At 56.7% G+C, this 21,996-nt stretch carries 13 protein-coding genes; 5 read left to right on the top strand and 8 right to left on the bottom strand.

Features of this window, described 5'->3' with window-relative positions; genetic code table 11:
* Nucleotides 1-254 precede the first annotated feature (254 nt).
* From FHS27_RS08390 to FHS27_RS08370, 5 genes are all read right to left on the bottom strand, one after another.
* Complete coding sequence (locus tag FHS27_RS08390; protein ID WP_184304104.1) at nt 255-692, bottom strand: hypothetical protein; 438 nt, start codon at nt 690-692, stop codon at nt 255-257.
* A 66-nt stretch (nt 693-758) separates the two neighbouring features.
* Complete coding sequence (locus tag FHS27_RS08385) at nt 759-1,466, bottom strand: RsmD family RNA methyltransferase (RefSeq protein ID WP_044250662.1); 708 nt, start codon at nt 1,464-1,466, stop codon at nt 759-761.
* A gap of 20 nt (nt 1,467-1,486) precedes the next feature.
* Nucleotides 1,487-4,513 carry a phosphoribosylformylglycinamidine synthase subunit PurL gene (gene purL / locus FHS27_RS08380; RefSeq protein WP_184304102.1) on the bottom strand — a complete coding sequence of 1,009 codons (3,027 nt, stop codon included), beginning with the start codon at nt 4,511-4,513 and terminating at the stop codon, nt 1,487-1,489.
* Between the two features lie 49 nt (nt 4,514-4,562).
* On the bottom strand, nt 4,563-5,462 hold the full coding sequence (locus FHS27_RS08375) for a prephenate dehydrogenase (RefSeq protein ID WP_184304100.1): 900 nt from the start codon (nt 5,460-5,462) through the stop codon (nt 4,563-4,565).
* A 106-nt stretch (nt 5,463-5,568) separates the two neighbouring features.
* Nucleotides 5,569-9,021, bottom strand: a complete 3,453-nt coding sequence (locus FHS27_RS08370; RefSeq protein WP_184304098.1) for a PVC-type heme-binding CxxCH protein — start codon at nt 9,019-9,021, stop codon at nt 5,569-5,571.
* A 24-nt stretch (nt 9,022-9,045) separates the two neighbouring features.
* Here FHS27_RS08370 and FHS27_RS08365 point away from each other — a divergent pair, with 24 nt between their 5' ends.
* Both FHS27_RS08365 and FHS27_RS08360 read left to right on the top strand, forming a co-directional pair.
* A complete protein-coding gene (locus FHS27_RS08365; protein ID WP_184304096.1) occupies nt 9,046-10,050 on the top strand; it encodes a rhomboid family intramembrane serine protease in 1,005 nt (334 codons plus the stop codon).
* Nucleotides 10,051-10,201: 151 nt separating this feature from the next.
* Nucleotides 10,202-11,038, top strand: coding sequence for an EcsC family protein (locus FHS27_RS08360; RefSeq protein WP_044250780.1), 837 nt, complete (start codon nt 10,202-10,204; stop codon nt 11,036-11,038).
* A gap of 103 nt (nt 11,039-11,141) precedes the next feature.
* Here the strand turns inward: FHS27_RS08360 and FHS27_RS08355 are convergent, their stop codons facing one another.
* A complete protein-coding gene (locus FHS27_RS08355) occupies nt 11,142-12,431 on the bottom strand; it encodes a GspE/PulE family protein (RefSeq protein WP_184304085.1) in 1,290 nt (429 codons plus the stop codon).
* Between the two features lie 545 nt (nt 12,432-12,976).
* Here FHS27_RS08355 and FHS27_RS08350 point away from each other — a divergent pair.
* From FHS27_RS08350 to FHS27_RS08340, 3 genes are all read left to right on the top strand, one after another.
* Nucleotides 12,977-13,540, top strand: a complete 564-nt coding sequence (locus tag FHS27_RS08350) for a carbohydrate porin (protein WP_315854498.1) — start codon at nt 12,977-12,979, stop codon at nt 13,538-13,540.
* A gap of 277 nt (nt 13,541-13,817) precedes the next feature.
* Nucleotides 13,818-15,536: a purine-cytosine permease family protein gene (locus FHS27_RS08345; protein WP_184304083.1), complete on the top strand. Its 1,719-nt coding sequence runs from the start codon at nt 13,818-13,820 to the stop codon at nt 15,534-15,536.
* A 93-nt stretch (nt 15,537-15,629) separates the two neighbouring features.
* A complete protein-coding gene (locus FHS27_RS08340; protein WP_184304081.1) occupies nt 15,630-17,132 on the top strand; it encodes a mannitol dehydrogenase family protein in 1,503 nt (500 codons plus the stop codon).
* Between the two features lie 330 nt (nt 17,133-17,462).
* Here the strand turns inward: FHS27_RS08340 and FHS27_RS08335 are convergent, their stop codons facing one another.
* Together FHS27_RS08335 and FHS27_RS08330 are read right to left on the bottom strand one after the other, a co-directional pair.
* Complete coding sequence (locus tag FHS27_RS08335) at nt 17,463-18,845, bottom strand: DUF1501 domain-containing protein (RefSeq protein WP_184304517.1); 1,383 nt, start codon at nt 18,843-18,845, stop codon at nt 17,463-17,465.
* A 40-nt stretch (nt 18,846-18,885) separates the two neighbouring features.
* Nucleotides 18,886-21,945 carry a DUF1553 domain-containing protein gene (locus FHS27_RS08330; RefSeq protein WP_246419290.1) on the bottom strand — a complete coding sequence of 1,020 codons (3,060 nt, stop codon included), beginning with the start codon at nt 21,943-21,945 and terminating at the stop codon, nt 18,886-18,888.
* Nucleotides 21,946-21,996 lie beyond the last annotated feature (51 nt).

The following is a 21,996-nucleotide window of genomic DNA, read 5'->3' as shown; positions in this document are numbered from 1 at the left end:
AGAAGATACCTGACTTCAATGGGAAAGGAAGTCGCAGAGTCATTTCGTCGCACGTGATCGCGACATTAAAGCATCACGAAATGCGCAGATCGTAGGCTCGCGTGAATCTGCCTAGGTTGGGTCGTTTGCTCACCGCTGCGATCGTGCTCGCATCGGTAACGGATAAAAAGAGATGTTCGCGGCAACGAATTCAACATGCATCCAACGGTACGTCGTATCAATCCCGACGCAGCAAGCTTTGCGGTTCGACGAGATTAGCCGCGGATTTTTAGAAAGCCTGATAAGCAGACGATGATGGTCGCAAGCAGGACAATGAGCCCGAGCCATTTCGATTTGTTGGCTCGCATGCCGTCGAAGCGAGGGCTTCGGCCGACGAGTGCCGAGGCGAAGAAGAAGATGACGAAAGCCATCAGCATCTTGGCGCCCAGCAGGCCGTGATACAGCCCGTCGCCTTTATGATTCGGGATCGCGCGGAAGTAATTGTAGAAACCGCTGATCAAAAACAACGTGATTCCGCCGTGAATGAATCGTTTCCACCGGCCGTTGATCGCCTCAGCGAGTTGCTTGTGCGCTTCGCTGGAAAGCGTTTTGGCAGACGGCAGGAGCACGAACAGCGTGAAAACGCTGCCACCGACCAACGTGATCGCGGTGGCGACGTGCACAATGCGGGAAATGGTATCGATGAGAAACATGAGTCGTTGTCTTTCGTTGAAACCGGTCGGTGGAGAAGTCGTTGGCACGCATTCATGCCGGTGTCGTTACAGTTCCAGCGAATCAGGGAGGTTCAATCCACAGTGGTTGCCGGGTTCGATGAATGCCAATCGAGTGATGCCGTAGGCGCGGATGTCCCAATCGCCCGGCGGTAATCGATCGGTATCGAATGTGTAGTCCGTTTCCGCCACGAGAATGCTGCCCGGTGGTGCGTGTCGCTGCACTCGCGTGATGATCGCACAGAGTTTCGGGAAGAATTCTGGATCGGTCCAGAACCGGTACGGAGGACTGAGAAACACCACCCAAGGCGTGTCGTCGTCATCGGACACGGTCAACAAACGATCGGCAACGGCAAACGCGTCTGCGGTCAGGAGCGTGAACTTCGACTCGAGGTCGAGGTGTTCGACCGTTTTGCGAATTTGATCCGCCGCTTGGCGCATCGGTTCGACGGCCACGGCGCGGACGGCACCTCGGCTGATCGCTTCAAACGCGAGCACTCCGGTGCCCGCGAACAAATCGAACGCGGTCGTGCCACGCACGCCTCGTCCGAGAATGTTGAACAGGTTCTCGCGAACGCTGTCGCGCATCGGTCGCGTGAACTCCTCACCGTGATAGGTGACGGTGCGACCGCCCATATCACCACCAATGATTCGCAATTTCGTCGGTTTGGTTTTGGAGCCCGCTTTCGCTCCCGCTTTGCCCGAGGCTTTTGCGTTCGCCTTGGGCTTCGATTTCGACTTTGGTTTTGATTTCATGGTGGCTTTGGGAGTAGGGATCAATGCCAATCCAGTGGCGCTTGCCACGCAGATTTCGCTTCCGCGATGCTGACATCGAGGACGGTTTCCGATCCGTCGCGTATGCAAACGTTTTCGGTGGAAGTGACTTCCCCGAGACGTGTCACGGGAACGCCGGCGGCGGCGAAACGCGAAAGGATCGCGTCGACGTTGTCCGGTTCCACTTCGATCAAGAACCGCGTGTTTGACTCGCTGAATAACAGTTCCGTGCTGCTCAGTGGTCCGGTGTCGGAACCGGCGTCGTCGCGTGGCACGGCGTCGATCGCGATATCTAATCCGAGTCCGCCGGCTAGGGCCATTTCGGTCGCGGACACGGCAAAGCCTCCTTCGCTCAAGTCGTGACAGGATCGGATTTGGCGTTCTTTCATCGACGCGTGAATCGTCTCGAATACGTTTTTGGCGTAGACAGGATCGACCTGCGGGACTTCGCCACCGTTTTCGTTCTCGACGAGACAGTAATGCGATCCGCCGAATTCGCGTCGGGTGCGGCCGACCAGCAGCAGCACGTTGCCGGCTTCCTTGAGGTCCATCGTGACGGCGGAACGGACGTCGTCGATTTGTCCCATCGCGCTGATCAACAGGCTCGGCGGGATCGCGATGGTTTGTTTGTCGCCGTCGTCGTTGAAGTAGCTGAACTCATTGTTCAGGCTGTCCTTGCCGCTGACGAATGGCGTTTGCAATACCACCGCCATGTCTTGGCAGGCGATCGCACTTCGGACGAGCGAGCCGAGTGTTTCGGGACGGTCGGTATAGCCCCAGCAGAAGTTGTCGAGGATGGCCACTTTGGACGGATCCGCCCCCACGGCGACCGCGTTACGCATCGCTTCGTCGATGGCGGACGTCGCCATGTGGTAGGTGTCAAAGTCGCCGTAATGTGGGTTCATGCCGCACGAAATTACGAGTCCACGGTGGCTGTCGAGTTTGGGGCGTACGACGGCGGCGTCTCCGGGGCCATCGCATTGCGGGCCTACGAGAGGTTTGACGACGCTGCCTGCTTGGACTTCGTGATCGTATTGGCGGATCACCCAGTGCTTACTCGCAACGTTGTAGCTGCCGAGGATGCCGAACAGGGTTTGGCCGTTTGCGGCCGCGTCGCGTGCACCGATGGTGAGTGGCGTTGTTTTGGGCGGATCGTAGACGGCGTCGCGGATCACGGGCGGTCGGCCATCGTGCAGGAATGACATCGAAATGTCACCGACTGTTTCGCCTTGGTAGGTCAGTTTCAGCCGCCCGGTCGGTACGAATCGTCCGATCGCGGCCGCTTCGACGCCTTCGCTCTCGCAAAGTTCTCGCAGTTCGTCCCACTTCGATTCGGGAACCGCGAACACCATGCGTTCTTGAGCTTCGGAGATCCAGATTTCGGTATAGGTCAATCCGTCATATTTCAGCGGAGCCTTATCGAGCCAAACTTCGGCGCCGAGTTCTTCACCCATCTCGCCAACGGCACTACTGAAGCCACCGGCCCCACAGTCCGTCACGGCGTTGTACAGGCCCCGGTCACGTGCTTGGAGCAGCACGTCGAGCACCATCTTCTCGGTGATCGCGTTACCGATCTGAACCGCACCGCCTGATAAAGACTCCGATTCGCTGGTCAGTTCGGCACTGCTGAAGGTTGCCCCGTGGATTCCGTCGCGTCCGGTTCGACCACCGATGGCGACGATCAAGTCATTCGCTTTGACTTCCTTTTCTTCCATGCCGACGGGGATGATTCCGACGTTCCCGCAATAAACCAACGGGTTGCCGAGATAACGGCGGTCGAAATACACGGCTCCGTTGACGGTCGGGATGCCCATCCGGTTCCCGTAATCACGAACTCCCGAAACGACACCTTGAATCACCCGCCGCGGGTGCAACACGCCGGGGGGCAGTTCCTCGGGTGCAATGTCTGGCTGCGCGAAACAGAACACGTCTGTGTTGCAAATCGGTTTCGCACCCATTCCGGTGCCCATCGGGTCGCGGATGACACCACCGATACCGGTATTGGCGCCGCCGTAAGGTTCGAGTGCCGAAGGGTGATTGTGTGTTTCGACTTTGAAACAAACGTGGTCTTGTTCGTCGAACGTGACGACACCGGCGTTGTCCTTAAACACACTGACACACCAATCGTTCTCGCCGAGGGTTCGGCGGATCGTTTGCGTGGCTTCAAAGATGGTCTCTTTGAGCATGTTGTCGTATTGGCGTTCGTCGCCGCCGGGAGTTCCGTCGACGGAAGGGCCGCGGTAATGGATCCGTCCGGCGAGCGTTTTGTGGCTGCAGTGTTCCGACCACGTTTGGGCGACGGACTCGAGTTCGATGTCGGTGGGATCACGATCGAGTGCGACGAAGTGATCTCGAATCGTCTGCATTTCGACGAGCGTCAGATATAGTTGGCCGTCTTTGGAGAGCTTTTCCAATCCGGCGTCGTCGAGTTCGCGAATGGGGACACGCACCAATTCAAATTCACCCTGCGAACCGACGCCAAGGCGGTCCATATGGAGGGGGCCGACGACGTAGGTTTCGATCGAGTCGTTCGACAACGCGCGGCGGCAAATCGCTTCCAAACCGCTTTCGTCGACGCCTGAAATCCAATACTTGCGAAACGTTTTCACCGCGTCGGCGTCCAGGCCGCTGTCCGCGAGTGCCCCTTGCGTGCTCGCCGCGACGGGGTCCATCACGCCCGGTTTGCTCATCACGTGAACCAAATGCGGTTGGTCTTCGATACCGCGTTCGGCGAGGTTTTCCATTAACGACTCGGGTGGATCGGACAGATCGTCGCCGAGCGAACCGTTCGTGCCGCTCGCTGAGAGGCGTCCGACCACGGTGCGTTCGGTGACCGCGTCGGCCAACAACGTTGCCGCGATCTGTTCGGCTTGCTCGTCACTGATTTCGCCTTCGACGAGGTATCCGCGAGCGGCGGCGACGGTCAGGTCGTCACCGAGTCCGAGTTGATGGATTTCGTCAGCGGTCTGCAGGCCCATCCGGTCGATTTGCTCAGGAGCCGGATGAATGTCGATTTGCCAAAGCGGCATGGCTGGAAACTCTCTGCGAGGGGTTTACGGTGGAAAATTTGAATTGAGGTTATGGGGTGGGCAGTCGCGTGGGGCGGGCCGCCTCACGTTTCTCGCGAGCTTCCCGGAGGAAGCCCGTCAACGATTCGTCGTCTCGGGAGCGGATCACGTCGATCAGGTCACCGAGATTGCCGGCGGTTTGTTCGAGGGCACTGAGGATTGCGTCGCGATTCTCCGAGACGATTGCCGTCCACAAACCTTCGTCGCCCGCGGCGATCCGAGTCGTGTCGAGCCATCCGGTGCCGACCATCGGGATCGCTTCACCGGGCAATTGATTGGCAACGAGAGACGACATCAGGTGCGGCATGTGCGATGAAATCGCCAACAGGTCGTCGTGACGCCGCGGTGTCAGATGCACGACCCGTCCGCCGGTGGATTCCCAAAATCGGGTGACCGCCTCGATCGCTCCGGGGGATTCGTCGCCCGACGCGGTGATGACGATCGGTTTGTCTTGAAACAGGTCTCCGCAGGCGTGTTGCAGGCCTGTTTTTTCGCTGCCCGCGATCGGGTGAGCGGCGACGAACCGGGCGGCCGCTTCGGGAGCCGCCTTGACGGCCTCGACGATTCGAAATTTGGTGCTGCCCACATCGGTCATCAATACCTGTGGGCATTTCGCCGCGATGTTGATCACGTAGTCGGCAATCCGGTCGACCGGCGTGGCGATCAGAACCAGATCCGCCTGAGCGGCCGCCTCCACCGGATCATCGGTGACATCGTCAACGAACCCGTGTTTGACGGCAAATTCTCGGGTTTCGGCACGCCGGGCACACCCGATCACGCGAACCGCAGCGTCGCCGCTCTGGCCGCGTACTGCTTTCGCCACGCTCCCGCCGAGCAACCCCAATCCGACCACGGCAATCGTGCGAATCGAGGCTTCGGAGAAGTCGGTGTGGGGGGCAGACGTATTCACAAGCGGCAGAATATCGCATCGCCTCCGGTCTGCTAAGTGGGATAGCCCGGCGGCGGACCAACGGGGCCGATTTCCTGAACGATTTACTCGCTAGAAGGAGCCTGCTCTATCGACCCCCGCCCTCGGTTTCGCCGCCCGGAGGAATGACCTGAACGGGAGATTGCAGGTACGCGATCAGGTTCACGATTGCCTCGTCGTCGAGCGGTTGCAGCAGACCGCTCGGCATCGGCGAGTTCTCGGTCGGGAATTCGTCCTCCACCTCGTCGAGCCCGATCGTTTCGGTTCGTGTTGCCGACGCGATCGTCAAGGTTCGGCGTGTTCGCTGAGTCACCAGTCCTACGAGTAAACGTCCGTCGACCGTCAGAACTTTCGTCGCCCGGAAATCCACGCCGACGACCGCGTCGGGGTCGACAATGTTGCTGAGCAGGTATTCCAAACTGCCACGCTGCGATCCGGTCAAATCCGGTCCGACCTGCTCGCCGTTTCCGAACAACCGGTGGCAGGACGCACACGCCCGATCATACAGGGCTCGCCCCGCCGGCACGTTCGCGTTGTGAAGCCGGTCGGACGTCAGCATCGTTTTTAATCGCTCGATTTCCGCGATCCTTTCACCCGGAGTTTCGCGGACCCTGCCCCAAACCGATTCCAAACGTCGGGTTAAATCTTCGTTACCGAGGGCGACCAAGCCACGGACATGGGACGCGTCGAGGGCGTCCTTGGGCAGTCCACCTTGTTCGAGTCGTTTGACCAACGCGGCCGCAAACGTTTCTCGCGAACACAACAATGCGATCACGTTCGGGCGTAAGGGGGCTCGGAATCGCCGGTAGTTGTCCAGCAAGATGTCGGCGACCGCGTCATGCTCGATCGTCGCGAGAGATTCCGCGGCGGCGAGGTTCACGTGAGGGCTCGCGATCAGGGGACGCGAGGACTTGATAAGGACGTCGGCGGATAGTCCGCCTTTCGATTTTGGATCGTGCCACGTCGCCACTAACCCCTCGAACGCGTTGAGTCTCTTCGTCAGGTCGACATCCTTATCATTCAGGATCGCCAGCATCCGCTCGGGGCTCAGCCCGTCGCCGAAAATCGTGTCGAGTTGACCGATGGCGTCGCCCGTGTCGATCCCGGCGTTGGCTAATGTCTTTTTCAGTTCCGGCCAAGCCTCCGGCATCACCGCGCGACGAATACCCACCAGTCCTTGTGCGACACCCCTGAACATTGCCTCACACCACGGACGCGCCGATTCGGGAGCGGTCGTCTTCAGTTTCTCTAGAGCCGTTTCTGCCAACCCACCAAAAGCGTCGGGGGACGTTTCGATTTGCTCCGCGATGCTGCGAGAAACATACATGGTCAGCTCAGGCAAACTCGATACCGCGGCGACTTCGATCATCTCGCCAGGATGCGTTTCGGCACGACTCATCACGCCATACCAAATCATCTTTGCCATGTTGTGGTCGCCGGTGTCTTGATCGCCACTAATCTGCAACAGCTTCGTTGCCGCATCGGCTCGCAAGTCGATCGGTAAACGCTGCAGCGTCGAGGCCAGCGTCAAACGAACCAACGCTGAGTCATTGCCGCCGAGTTGATCAAACTGCCCGATTAGCTCTTTTGCGGATGCATCGATCTCCGGCCATGCGGTCCGTCCGGATGCGTTCGGGCCATAGACATCGTCAATCGGCCAACGCTGCGTTAGCGAGCGGATTGCGGCGGCCCGTACGTGCTCGGAAGCGTCATTCAGGAACGGGAGGTAGTCGTCGAACGCTGGCTCCTGGCCCGATTGAGTCAATCCGCCAAGGGAATCCAACGACCACAGCAGCCGACATCGCTGGGCTGCATCGTTATTGTCTTGCGATTGTTGAGTTTGAGCGAAGGCCGCTCTCATGTTTTCAATCGCGGCAGAAATATCCTCGCCGCGATCGTGGACCTCTCGCAGACGCAGTGCTGCCTGATGGCTGAACCATCGGTCTTCGCCGCTGATCATTTCGACTAATTCCGAGACGGTCCCATCGGCGAGCTGTTGCATCTTTGCCTCGCGAGATTGTTTGGCCGACTCACGTTCGGAATCGCTTTGCCGGGCCGTGATTTTGTAGACTCGCCCGCTATTTCGGTGAACTCCGGTGTGTTCGTGGCATTCGCCGAGATCGCTCCAGTCGAGCACGAAAACGTTTCCGTCGGGGCCGGCCGACAATTCCATCCCGCGGAACCACTCGTCGCTACTGAGAAAAAAGTCTTCTCCGTGCGTCCCGACGTAGCCGCTGCCACGTCGAACCAAGTTTTCGCGGTTTGCCCGTCGGCCGTGGAAGTTCAGCGTCATCAATGATCCACGATATGACTCAGGCCACGTCGACTCTTGATAGATCATCAGGCCGCAATGAGCGTGGCCGCCCCCAAAATCATTCGCCGCACCGTCGCGAGATTTGGTCCAATGTTGACCGGTGTCAAAGTGATAGTGGTCTGCATGCTGATCGATGGTCGCGTACACGCTAGGATTGGGATCGAGCGTGAAGGGCCGGTTGAAGTGAGCACCGTGAATGCTGTGCCACAGATGCCCGTTGACGGTGTTGATGAAAAATGGCTCGCCAAACTCATTGAAGTCATGGCCCCACGGATTCGTCGTCCCATGTGAAAGGACTTCGAATCGTTCTTCGCGGACATCGAATCGCCAAAAGCCTCCTTCCAGTGCAACGCGTTGTTCTTCCGGTGTGCCGGGCGGGCCGACCTGTCCCGGACACGATCCTCCGCATCGCCCGTACAACCATCCATCCGGGCCGAAACGCAATCCGTTGGCAAAGTTATGGTAGTTCTGTTTGGCGACGTCGAATCCATCTAAGACAACGCGCGGGCCGCTGTCAGGAACGAGATCGTGATTCGCATCAGGAACGAACAGCAATTGCGGTGGACACATCAACCACACGCCATTGACGTTCGCCGGTGTGTTGTTGGTGTTTGGTGTCGCTGATGAACCTAACGCCGATACTCGCCCCGGGCCGACTTCGACGCTCGTCAATCGGGAGAGCGTGTCTAAAAATACGGTTCGTTGTTCCGGGGCTCCATCGCAATTGGCATCGGTGAAAACCACAACGCGGTCTCGCAAATCATCGCGAAATCGGACACCGGATTTTGCGTACGTGTAATTTTCGGCAACCCACATCCGTCCCCGGTGGTCCCACGCCAGGTCGATCGGGTTTTGCACGTCCGGTTCGGCCGCGAACACGGTGGCGGAAAATCCGTCTGGCAAACGGATCGCCGCGGCACTGTCCGTGGGGCTAAGCTGCGGATGCGTCGCCGCCAACGGCTCGGTGTCGTCGGGCGTCGGAAACGACGACTCCCTTGAATCGGAGGATCCGGCCGGGAGAGTTGGGGGCGGATTTGGCGTTGAATTCGCACTAGGCGGGGCTGAGAACCCAGGTGACGCGACCGCAAACCAGATCAACGCACCGCTGATCCACTGAAACCTGCCGCCGGCGAACGCCATTTTCGTGACGGTGTGAACCCGTCGAGCGTCAACCGGTCGTGCAACAAGAGCCCGAAGTGCGTAGAACATATCCAAAACAGCAATCATCTGACGAAATTGGGAACTTTTCTGATGCGGCGAATCGGCAACCTACCGAGCGAGACGCAAGCAAACCGCTTCTGCGACTACCTACAAACTCAATCGATCGACGCCAAAAGCAGCTCAAGCGATGAATCCGCGCCGCCCGCGACAACGGACCATGATATCTGGATTCGTCACGAACAGGACGTCGAGAAGGCGCGTGAACTGTTTTCGCGGTTTCAATCCGACCCGACGTCGAGTGAGTATGACGTATCCGCCGAAGCTGCGCGGATGAGGAAGCAGCGATCTGAGCAAATCGCACAAAAGATTGCCGCTCAGAAAAAATCGCAAATGCGTCTCAATCGAGCCACCGGTGGACGCGGTTTCTCGGGAGGCCTGGGCGGTCCCGGGCAAACACCAGCGACCATTCCGGTCACGATCGCGGTCATCGTGTTGGCGACGATCATCGGATTCGCAACAGAGTTCACGACGAATTTCAATCGTGTACCTATGAATCCAGATGGCAGCAGAGACGGTGCTGATTGGGCGGTCTACAACGCGCTGACTTGTGTCGACTTCCCGACCTACTACGCGACGGGCGACGCGTTCGCGTCGATCAAGAGCGGCCAGGTGTGGCGGTTGTTCTCGCCGATGTTGCTTCACGGCAGCATGATGCACCTCGCGTTCAACATGATCAACCTTTACATCCTCGGCGGTGTCGTGGAACGCATTCACGGCAGTTGGTTCTATTTGTTTCTTCTGCTGGCGTGTCAGGCGATTGCGACGACGACGCAAATCGCCTTGCCCGATTGGCTCGAACCGCCTCTCGCGATCGGGGCCTCCGGAGCGGTGTTTGGGGTGTTCGGGTTCGTCTGGATCCGCCCCAAAATGCAAGCCAGTTACCCGGTCGAAATCCCGTCGTTTAACGTCAAGTTCATGCTCGGCTTTCTCGTGCTGTGTTTCACCCCCATCATTCCCGGGATCGCGAACGGAGCACACGTCGGCGGGCTGATCGCGGGCATGATCGTCGCTGCGGTCGCTCCCCCACGCTTCTAGTTGTTTCATCTCAAAACCGCACGGATTGTCGTCGACGCCCATCGTCTGTCGTTGAGGCTGCTCGGCGGTGTCGATTAGCCGCGTCGACTCGCTGCATCACTTTAAGATTGTTTTCCGTTTATTAACCAACACCGATTCGCGAGATCTCTCCATGTCCAACGAACTGATCGAAGGTGAACTTCCCGAAGACATCGTCGCGGAACTCCGTGAAGCAAAGGCGACACTCGAACATCACGGTCTCGCCGATCGGCTGACTGAATTGATTGGCGCACCGATCACCGCATCGATCAGGATGTTGCCGAACATCGCCGAAGATGCTCTCAACGCCGCGGTCGACAAATCACTGCAAACGGCATTGAAAGTTGCCCTTCGCACGCTAGGTGAAGAAACCAAGGGCGGAAAGCCGAAACTCATCAGCCACAAATTGATGGCCGGTTTGTCCGGAGCAGCGGGGGGCGCGTTCGGGCTTTCGACCGTGGCTCTCGAACTGCCGGTCTCGACGGTATTGATCCTCCGCAGTGTTGCCGACATCGCGCGGTCTCAAGGCGAAGATCTTACCGATGTCCAAACGCAACTCGCCTGTTTGGAAGTCTTCGCGATCGATGGGGGGAAACGCGACGACGAAAAAGGTGGCGACATCAACGACGAAACTGAAATCGGTTACTTCGCCGTGCGGGCGGCGATGAGCAAACAGGTCGCCGACGCATCGAAATACGTGATGAAGCACGGCGTCAGCGAAACGGCTGCCCCGCCGCTGGTCAAACTGCTGCAACTGATTGGCAAGCGGTTCGGAATGGTGGTCAGTGAAAAGCTTGCCGCGCAAGCGATCCCGGTAATCGGTGCCGTCGGCGGGGCTCTGATTAACAGCTACTTTATCGACCACTATCAAGACCTCGCCCGTGCTCACTTCACGGTCCGCAGACTCGAACGTGAATACGGACACCTACTCGTCGAAGAGGCGTACCAACGCATCGACGCGGACGCTTAACCGTTCAAACTCACGAGGTTCGAATCGCGAGCGATACTTCTCGTCGGTGTCCCTGCAAACGCGGTCGGTCATTTGCAGGATGAAATTGTGGTTTGCTGCAACGTCAGGCTGCACTGACCTGGCCGCACTCTTCGCCTGCCGCAATTGCGTGAGTCGCGAGTTCGCGAATTCGATGATCGCTCATCACCATGGCCGCGTCTTCGGGGGTAATGATGCCTGACTCGATGCGTTTGAGCGCCGCGTCCGCGAGAGTCATCATGCCATCCTCGATGGCAATCTGCTCGAGTTCATCGGCCGAGTCACCTCGTGCGATCGAGGTCGTCAAACGCTTGGTGACGTCTAGGATTTCGGGCAAACAGGTCATTCGTGTGAAGCCTTCATGGCCACATTGATCGCACTGTCCCGCCGAGTAGTAGTGTTGCGACGACTCTGGGATTTCGACCCGCACGCGACATTCCGTGCAAAGCTGGCGAACGAGTGTTTGATTCAGAACACCGATCAACGCGTCGGATAAAAAGTGCCGATTGACTTCGAACGACAACAGGTTCTGCACCGCCGTCGTTGCGGCTTGTGCGTGGACGGTTGCTAACACCAGGTGTCCGCTCATCCCGGCACGGATCGCCGTTTCGGCCGTTCGTTTGTCACGAATTTCACCGACCATGATGACGTCGGGGCTTTGCCGCATGCATCCATACAACAGATCCGCAAAGTCGCAGCCAGCCCGCGCGTTCACTTGTGATTGCAAGATCCCAGGCAATGTGTATTCGATCGGTTCTTCCAACGTATGAATCTTTCGCTGTCCGTTATTGAGATGGTTCAAGAACGCGTACAGGGAGTTGGTCTTGCCGCTGCCGGTGGAGCCCGCGACCAGAATCAATCCGCTCGGCGACGTCAGCATACGGCGCACGACTTTCGACTCTTGTTCGAGAAAACCAATGTCGTCAATTTTGATCAAGCCAATGCTGTGATCAAACAACCGCATCGCCATGTCCTGGCCGAACGCAGTCGGCATGACCGAAAAACGAACGTCAACCTCGTGGTCGTTATCCAGATCGAATCGTACGCGTCCGTCCGCGGGGCGTGAAAGATCAGCAATGTCGATGCCCGCGAGTGCTCGGTAATGATTCAGAAGTCGGCGACCGTACGAGCGTTGGAGGCGGCGGACAACTTTGAGTCGTCCCATTCGCCGAACGCGCACGACCGTGGAGTGTTGTTCGTCGGAGATGAAAACGTCGCTCGCCTTCTGGTTCGTCGCGACTTCCAAAAGTGCCCGTGCGAACGATTCGGGAGAATTGAGTTCGGGTTCGATCGCGTCCTGAAGAGGTTCGTCCGTGTCGATGAAATGGATGGGTTCATCATCCTGATGCTCCATGGCTGAATCATGATCAGACATTGCAAAATACCTTTGAGATAAGAGGCGTTGGGATCTCGATTGAGAGTAATACTCACAATCCCAACGGCGAAGGATTTGCACGCGGGCATCCAAAAAGTGCAGGCATGCAAGCATCGGTCAGTGAAGCCGGTTCATCCGGCTACGGCTGATGCTTCTAATAGGATACGGGGTCTGTTCTGACCAATGTTGTTCGTTAACAATGCGTGGGGTGTGCCTGGGCCACCCGGCGGCGGCGTGCCAGCGGATGCCTGGGATTCGCATGCACGGTCGTTTTTGGGATGCAACCGAACTCAGGTGCGTCGCCCGGTTGCCCGTCGCTCGGTCTGTCATCCCTCAGCATCGATACGTCTTCGTTTGGGTAAGGGCCATTGATCCTCTCGGGTTGCATTCTCGTCAATCGTTCATTGTTAGCGAAGCTTCCGAAAGCGACGGACAGAGTTCAAACCAACGGGGCGTCCTTGTTGACCGATCCGGTTTGATGATGTCGGTCGTCATCTCATCAATGATGCCATGTTGCTCAACACCGCTGCCACGGTCGTAACAACATGACGCGATCACAGGAGACACGCACCAGATGCTGCCGACTCAATCCCACTTCTGAATCGATGAGATCAGCAAGACTGGCAGTTTGCCCGGACGGTCCAAACCTCTTGTGCGATGTCGTCCATTACGTTGAGCTTGAGCCGACACAGACTCCTCGCGGCAACAGGTGTTTTCGTCTACCCCGCGTACTGCGCATTTACGGGCATGTTGACGTCGAAGTTGCCCGTAATCTGACAGTTTTCTGCTTCGCCTCCAATTCAGAACACGATGAAGTCGTCAAAACGCTTGTGCAGATCAGTTGCGGAATCAATGGCAAGGGGATGTGTCCTGGACGTGCCGATGACCACACGATGTGCTTTGCGACCTATGGTGAACTCAGTGATGACGATGGCGACTCGATCGGCGAAGAGGTCGACCACGAAATTGTCTACGAACGCGGGCACCGGTTCCAACTCCTTCCTGCCGCCTACGTTCAGCCCGCGTTGCGGTACATCGTGAATCCAAGTGGCACCGGTAATATTGCGAACCGCACAGTACTGGGCGCGTGGGGCGGTGCCCCGTTCTAAAGTGATTGATAGAGGTAAGCGGGGCATTTGAACGCAGCGGTTCGCAGAAAGCATCCACGATACAAGCAAGTCAAGTAAAGAACGATTCACGTGTGTTTCTTCGCCTAGGCACTCGAGGCGGAGACCAGTGAAAAAAATCATGAGCCTCTTACTGACTGTGGCATAGCGGCATTGAAACTGCTCTTATAGTGAGGTGAGGGTTACAATAGGCCGAAACTGTGCGACGTTCCTTGATGACCCCACGCCGAAGCAACCACAACGCGAATTGAAGAAATCCATGAAATCCAACCCGCCTGCGATTGCCGAAATGAATCCGGAACAGTTGCCCATTCCGGAGAACAAATTGCACGGCTGGACGCACTTCGCGGGGTTGTATGCGGGGGAACATGTGGCGGCAACGGAGTTCGTTATCGGCGCCACGTTTGTCGCGTTAGGAGCGACGACGGTCGATATTTTGGTGGGGCTGCTGATCGGAAACATTCTTGCGATCTTGAGCTGGACTCTAATCACCACGCCGATTGCCGTGCAAACTCGTTTGAGTCTCTACACGTACCTGCACAAGATCGCGGGCGACACGATGAGCGATTTGTACAACGCGGCCAACGTGTTGATCTTCACGGTGATTTCCGCCGCGATGATTACGGTGTCATGTACGGCGGTTCGATTGCTATTCAATATCCCCGCACAGTTGGAGTGGTATCCCAACAATAGTTTGTTTGTGTTGGTCGTTCTTGGCGTCGGCATGATCGTTGTGCTGGTGGCGATGTACGGGTTCAACGCCGTGGCCGAGTTCTCGGGGCTATGCGGTCCGTGGCTAATCGTCATGTTCACTAGTGGTGCTCTTGCTCTGTTTCCAGCGCTCGCTAATGCAGTCATCGGGCAGACACAGCTAACCAGTTTTTCCGATTTCATCACCATCGGAGACCAATCCATTTGGACGGGCGTCAATAGCGCAGGCGAGCCGGGGATCGGATTGTTGGAAGTGATCGGGTTCGCTTGGGCCGCCAACACGATCACCCACTTCGGACTGATCGACATGGCATTGCTGCGGTACGCCCGTAAAACGGTCTACGGACTCTGCACGAGTGCCGGTATGTTGTTCGGCCACTACATCGCGTGGATCGCCGCGGGCATCATGGGCGCTGGCACGGCGGTGTTGTTGAAATCAACGATCGTTGAACTTGACCCCGGCGATGTCGCCTACCGGGCGTTGGGATTGTCGGGCTACGTCATTGTGATCGTTGCCGGATGGACGACGGCCAACGCGAACCTGTACCGCGCCGGTTTAGCCGCCCAAGCCATCTTCCACAATCATTCGCGAAAACAAGTTACCTTCGCGGTCGGCGTCGTGACCGTCGTGATCGCTTGCTTCCCGTTTGTCTACAGGCAGATTCTGCCGCTGTTGACTTACGCGGGACTGTTGGTCGTTCCCGTCGGCGGAATCGTCTTTGCGGAACACTTCATCTTTCCTCGGATCGGGCTGACCCGATATTGGTTGAAGTATCGCAAACTTGAGTGGAGCACTCCCGCGATCGCTTCGTGGGCCATCGGGTTGGTGTTCGGGTTTGGACTGAACTACTTGCAAGTCATGTCGTTCTTCTATCTTTTCCTTCCGACATGGGCATTCACGATCGTCCTGTACACGTTCCTGGCTAGCCGATTCGGGGCTGCGGAAAGTTATCCAGTGGAGGAAGCAGCTGAAAATGAATTAAACGCCGCCATCAAGGAATTTCAATCGAAGCAAGCCGTTACGGAAGGCGAGCCGATTCACGACGATTCGCTGATGTCGAAGGTTCTACACGGCATCGCCTGGATCGCATTGACGGTAACCTTGGTGCTGGCCTTGGTCGTGATGTTCGCCAGTGGCGATATGGCGGCGTACGAACGCAATGTTGGCGTGTTCTACACTTGGGGATTCGTGATGACGATCGTCTATTTCGGTTCCTCGTACTGGGCATTGCAACGCACCAAGAAACTCAACCGAGTTCAAGTATGACCTTGATGTAGCGGAAGTCGTTCAGACTTTCGATTCCTCCCGTGACCCAAACGCCCGACGAGTTCCGCAGCGGTACGAAAACCAAACACACTCATGAATAACCCAATCAAGTTAAACCAAGACAACCTTTCGCAACTCCCTCCCGACCTCGCGCGTCCGACTTATGACCGCAGTCGATTGACCACGGGAATCGTCCACGTCGGAGTGGGTGGGTTCCATCGGGCTCACGAGGCTTTCTACACCGATCTACTCCTTCAGTCCGAAGACGTTACGCAGTGGGGGATTTGTGGCGTTGGCCTGCGTGAGGCTGATCGCCGAATGGCAACGATCCTAAAAGAACAAGACTATCTTTACACGCTGATCGTCAAACATCCCGATGGCAACGTGGAAACAAAAGTGATCGGATCGATCGTCGATTTTCTGTTGGGATGCGACGATCCCGCGTCCGTCATCGATCGAATGGCCGATCCAGCGACGAAAATTGTTTCGTTGACGATTACCGAAGGCGGATACAACGTGGACGTTGAAACGGGAGAGTTCGATATTTCGAATCCCGATGCCCAATACGACGTCGAAAATCCTTCAACACCCCGACTCGTGTTCGGGTATTTGACTGCGGCACTGAAGAAGCGACGCGAGGCTGGCTTGCCCGCGTTTACGGTCCAGTCGTGTGACAACGTCCAACACAACGGCAACCTGATCCGGAAGATGCTGGTTGCGTTTGCACGCCTGCAGGATGCTGATTTGGCGGAATGGATTGACAAAGAAGTTTGCTTTCCTAACGCAATGGTCGATCGAATCGCCCCCGTCACCTCCGAATCGGACATCGAATATTTACGTACCGAATTCAATTTGGATGATCAATGGCCAGCTGTCTGCGAACCGTTCCACCAGTGGGTGATCGAAGACAGTTTTTGCGTGGGACGTCCCGACTGGCAAAACTCTGGCGCGCAGTTCGTCGATGATGTGAAGCCCTACGAAGAAATGAAGCTGCGATTGCTGAACGCCGGTCACTCCGTGCTGGGGATTCTCGGCAGCGTGTTTGGTTACCAAACGATCGGCGAGTGTGTGCATGACGAACTGTTCCGTGAATACCTCCGCAAGTTCTTCGACATCGAGGCAACACCCGTGCTCGATGCGGTGGAAGGGATCGACCTGGATGCTTACAAGGCGACACTGATCGAGCGGTTTGGCAATCCAAGTATCCGGGATAATCTGGCCAGAATCTGTCTGGAGAGTTCCAGCAAATTGCCTGTGTTCCTGATTCCAACGCTCCGCAAAAACCTAGCCAGTGGTGGCAGCATTCGCTACGCGGCGCTCGTGATCGCGGCGTGGTGCTACTACAGCGACAAGCACGCCGATCGCCATGGTCAACCGCTCGAAGTGGCGGACGCTTTGAAAGACGAACTGCACGAGGCGGCGAAAGCGACCAGCAAAGATCGTCTGTCGTTCCTAAACATAAAACAGGTTTTCGGTGATCTCGCGAGCGAATCGCGATTTACGAAGGTCTACGTTGAAATGATCGACAGAGTTTATGGCACACCCGATGTCAGGGAACACATGCAGGCCATCGTGCACGGTCCGATCACTCCGTGAATCGATTTTCCCTGGCACTTGAGAACCGGCAACAACGTTTCAATCGTCGACGCCATCTGGTGATGGCAAGAACAGCGAGTTCAGAGGCTCAGCAATCGTATCGGGGTTCATGGCAACCGCTCGCGGTCATCACCGCAAAGCATGAGGTAATTGGAGGGGGGCAACCTTCCCTTGTGCAGTGCTCGACCAGTCCCGTCTCGTCCTCCGATTCATTGCCACTAAAGCACTGGGCTGCGAAAATGTTTTCGAGCTTGGACAGGAACACTCGTGGATCGGCGCACTCTCAATCTCGGTACACGCCCGTTCAACGAAATCGGACTGCCGAACCGTTTAAGCTAACAGTGACTGGACGACTTCACCGTGCACATCGGTCAATCGATAGCGTCGACCTTGGAATTTGAACGTTAGCTTTTCGTGATCGACGCCGAGTTGGTGAAGGATCGTGGCGTGCAAGTCGTGCACGCTGACAGGGGATTCCACGATGTTGTATCCGTACTCATCTGTGATGCCGTGCGACACACCTGGTTTGACGCCGCCACCTGCCATCCACATCGTGAAACAACGTGGATGATGATCGCGACCATAGTTCGCCGCCTGCAAATCACCCTGGCAATATACCGTCCGTCCAAACTCGCCGCCCCAAACGACCAACGTGTCGTCGAGTAGTCCACGGTTCTTCAAGTCGGTGACTAACGCTGCCGTCGCTTGATCGGTTTCCTTGCAGCGAGCCTTCAGTTGTTTGGGCAGTCCATTGTGTGTGTCCCATCCACGATGGAACAATTGAATGAAACGCACGCCCCGTTCGCTGAGACGCCGTGCGATCAATGCGTTGTGAGCATACGTGCCCGGCTTGCGTGCGTCGTCGCCGTAGAGTTCAAACGTGCTCTCGGGCTCATCGGAAACATCGGTCAGTTCAGGCACCGAAGTTTGCATCCGATAAGCCATCTCGTACTGCTCGATCCGCGACACGATTTCGGGATCGCCGACTTCCTCGGCACGAAGATGGTTTAACTCGGAGAGCCGGTCGAGCGTGTCGCGACGCACGTCAGCGGTGATTCCCGGCGGGTTGTTCAAGTACAAAACGGGCGACTTGCCGCTGCGAAAACGAACGCCTTGATGTACCGAGGGCAAAAATCCACTGCCCCACAACCGATCGTAGAGAGGTTGTCCTCCGTTGCCTGACAGCATTGCGACAAACGCGGGTAGGTTCTCGTTTTCGCTTCCTAACCCATAGCTCATCCAGGCACCAATGCTGGGCCGCCCCGCGATTTGAAAGCCTGTTTGCAAAAACGTGATTGCGGGATCGTGATTAATCGCCTCGGTATGCATTGACTTGATAATGCAAAGGTCGTCTACGATTTTGGCCGTGTGGGGAAGCACCTCGCTGACCCACGTGCCGCTTTCGCCATGTTGCTTGAAATCGAAGATGGATTTGGCAACGGGAAACGAAGATTGCCCCGCCGTCATGCCGGTCAATCGTTGGCCTTTGAAAACGGACTCAGGCGTTTCTTCGCCGTGGACCGTGTTCAAGTGCGGTTTGTAATCCAGCAGGTCGTGCTGAGGAGGTCCACCGGATTGAAACAGATAGATGACGCGTTTAGCGCGTGGTGTGAAATGCAGGCCGTTCGGTCCAGGCGTTGAGGCGAACGATGATGTCGGGTCTAAAAGCGACGCCAACGTTGCACCGCCCAGGGTTGCCGAAGCGGACGCCATCAAATCGCGGCGGTTGAACAATGGGGAGGGAATCAGTTCATCAGTCACGAGTCGTCGCCTCTTCCAAATTGAATAGGACGTTGGCTAACACGGTCGCGGCGGCCCGGTCGACGACCGAATGATCATCATCGGATTCGGATTGACCGATCGAGAGAACCGCTTTGGCCTGTTCCGGAGATCGAGTGAACGTATCGCGGTAACTTGCAAACGCGTCGGTTAAGATACTCGCCTCATCGTCGGTGGGGGCTCGTCCTAACAATCGGTGAAACGCGTAAGCGATCCGTTCATCGTCGTTTGTTGATCTCGAGAGAATCAGTTCGCCGAATTTACGTGCCGCTTCTGCGAATGTCTCATCATTGAGGAGTGTCAGCGATTGCAGCGGCGTGTTGGTTTGCCGTGGTTTGACCGAACACCATTCCCGGTCGGCAGTATCCAACAACGCCATGTTCGGTGGCGAGAGCGTGCGTTTCCAATACGTGTAGAGACTGCGCCGATACAACTCATCGCCTTTGCCAACTTTGTAAGTGAAATTGCTGGCCTCCTTCCACAATCCCGCAGGCTGGTACGGGTTAACACTAGGTCCACCTCTCTCTTCCACCAGCAGTCCGGAAACCATCAGGGCTTGGTCACGCAGGACGTTGCCTGGTAATCTCTTTCGGCTCGCGCGAGCGTAGAACAAATTGTCAGGATCTCTTTCTAAATGCGACTTCGTGACGTTCGAACTGCGGCGATAGGCATCGCTCATGACCATTTGTTTAAGTGTTGCCTTAATGTCCCAACCGCGATCCATGAAGTCGGACGCTAACCAATCGAGCATTTCCGGATGGGTGGGGAGGTCACCTTGGGAACCGAAGTCCTCGGGTGTATTGACGAGTCCGCGACCAAACAACATCTGCCAATAACGATTGACGGTCACTCTGGCCGTTAGTGGATGTTGGCCGTCCACTAACCATCGTGCAAACTCGAGTCGATTGGTCGGTTGTGCCGTCGTCAAAACAGCCGGTACGCCTGCGGGTGCGGGTTCGCCCAATTGATCGTACACGCCGCGCGTTCGAACAAAGGACGGTCGGCCTTCGGGCAAATCTTGCATGATCATCGTGGTGGGTAGCGAATCCCAGAATTTGGTTCGCTCCGTTTGGGCGTTTTGTAACTCGGTGAGCAAACGTTCGTGCTCGGCTTTATCGGTGTTGGCGAGATAGGCCGCACGCATCACGCGAGCTTGACGTTCCGTGCGTTGCGCCGGTGGTACGGTCGCAATGGATTCCGGAGTCTCGGCACACGCGATCAGCTCCACTTCGTCCGCTGACAATGTTCGGCTCGAGTAGAAGCGGAGTTCGTCTAGTTGACCTTTCCAATGACCGACATGTTTGCTGAAACCAATCAGCATGTCCGCGCCGTGATTGCGTTTGGGCCTGTTGCTGTTTGTGTTTCGAATGACCTCGACGTCTTGTGGTTCGCCATCGACATGAATTTTCATGCCGCGAGCTCGCTGTGTCCCGTCATTGGTCAGAGCGATGTGCATCCATTTTCCGATTTCGAATGTTCGTTTTGTTTGAATCGTCGACACACCCGAGATCCAGCGGCTGTTGATGTTCCAACGGAGGTGCCCGTCAACGAACTCGATGAAGATTCCCTCACGCTTCGTGTTGGCTTGTTCGTTCGACAAAACGACACCAGTATTGGTTTGGCCCGGCGACATCCAAAACGCGATCGAGAACCGGCCGTTTCCGATCAGTCCAGGAATTTTTCCTAGGTTGTAGTGATCGTTTCCAGATACGACTGCAGAGTTGCCGAACGGACTTGTGGACGGGGCCGGATGGATTCCGTCCGCCCTCTTAATGGCAACTCGTTCGTTGGACGCGTCAAAATGAAAGTAGTGATCGAGCCCATGGATCATGATGGGAGACAGTGACGGGGGATCCAACGGCGTTTCCCAAATTTGCTGGGCCTCGGCGATTTCTTCCTCAGCGTCGTGCATGTTGTCGAGGCAGGTCGCAACACGCCGATCGAGCTTTTCGAGTTTCGTACGCTGCGCGTCTGTCGGAGTTTTAATCCACGGTTCTGAGTTCACCAGTTTGATCGCGCGACCGCTCTCGGCAACATCATTGAAATAGTCGATCAGTTGATAGTATTCCCGCTGGCTAAACGGATCGTATTTGTGGTCATGGCAACGTGCACAACCGACCGTGATCCCCATCCAAACGGTGGCGGTGGTGTCGACACGATCAACCGCGTTTTCGAGCAGGAATTCATCGATCGGGATTCCCTCTTCTGAATTGTATCGGTTGTTTCGATTGAATCCGGTCGCGATGAGGTCTTGTTCGCTCGGATCGGGAAACTGGTCACCGGCCAATTGAAGGATTGTGAAATCATCAAACGGGAGATTTGCGTTGTAGGCGTCGATGACCCAATCTCGCCAACGCCACATTTCACGAGGCCCGTCATTCTGGTAGCCGTCGGTGTCGGCATAGCGTGCCGCTTCCATCCATTGCCACGCCATGCGTTCGCCGTAGCGTGGCGATTGCAAAAGCCGGTCGACGGCGTTTTCGAAAGCGATCTCGATGCCGTCGGAATCGACATCGGTCAGGAAAACGCTCATCTCTTCCAGGGTCGGTGGCAGGCCTGTCAAGTCGAGCGATACTCGCCGCAATTGTGTTCGAGGTGTTGCGAGGCCAAGTGGTTTCAGATTCGCGGTTGATAACGCATCGAGGATGAACGCGTCGATCGGTTCGTGCGCACGCGAGCTTTTTGGAAGATCGGGGCGAATGATCGGTTCGAAAGCCCAGTGACGTTCGTAAGCTGCGCCTTGGTCGATCCAATCGGCCAGTTTCTGTTTTTGTTTCTCCCTCAGCACCAATCCTGATTCGGGAGGCGGCATCAGCAGATCGGGATCCTCACTATTGATCCGTTGCACCACTTCACTTGCCGATGCGTTGCCAGGGACGATCGCCGCATATCCTCCCAAATCATCAATCGCGGCATCACGCTGGTCGAGTCGCAGTCCGGCTTCCCGTGTGTTGGAATCGGGGCCATGGCATTGAAAGCAAGTGTCTGAAAACAGCGGTCGAATGTCTCGGTTGAATCGGAATTCGTCCGCCATGCTGACGCTCGTCGATTGCAAGACGACCCAGCACCAAAACAGAACATGACG

The sequence above is a fragment of the Aporhodopirellula rubra genome (assembly GCF_014192335.1).
Taxonomy (GTDB): Bacteria; Planctomycetota; Planctomycetia; order Pirellulales; family Pirellulaceae; genus Rhodopirellula; species Rhodopirellula rubra.
The sequence above is the reverse complement of the archived record's forward strand: the minus strand, read 5'-3'. Positions and strand labels throughout refer to the sequence as shown.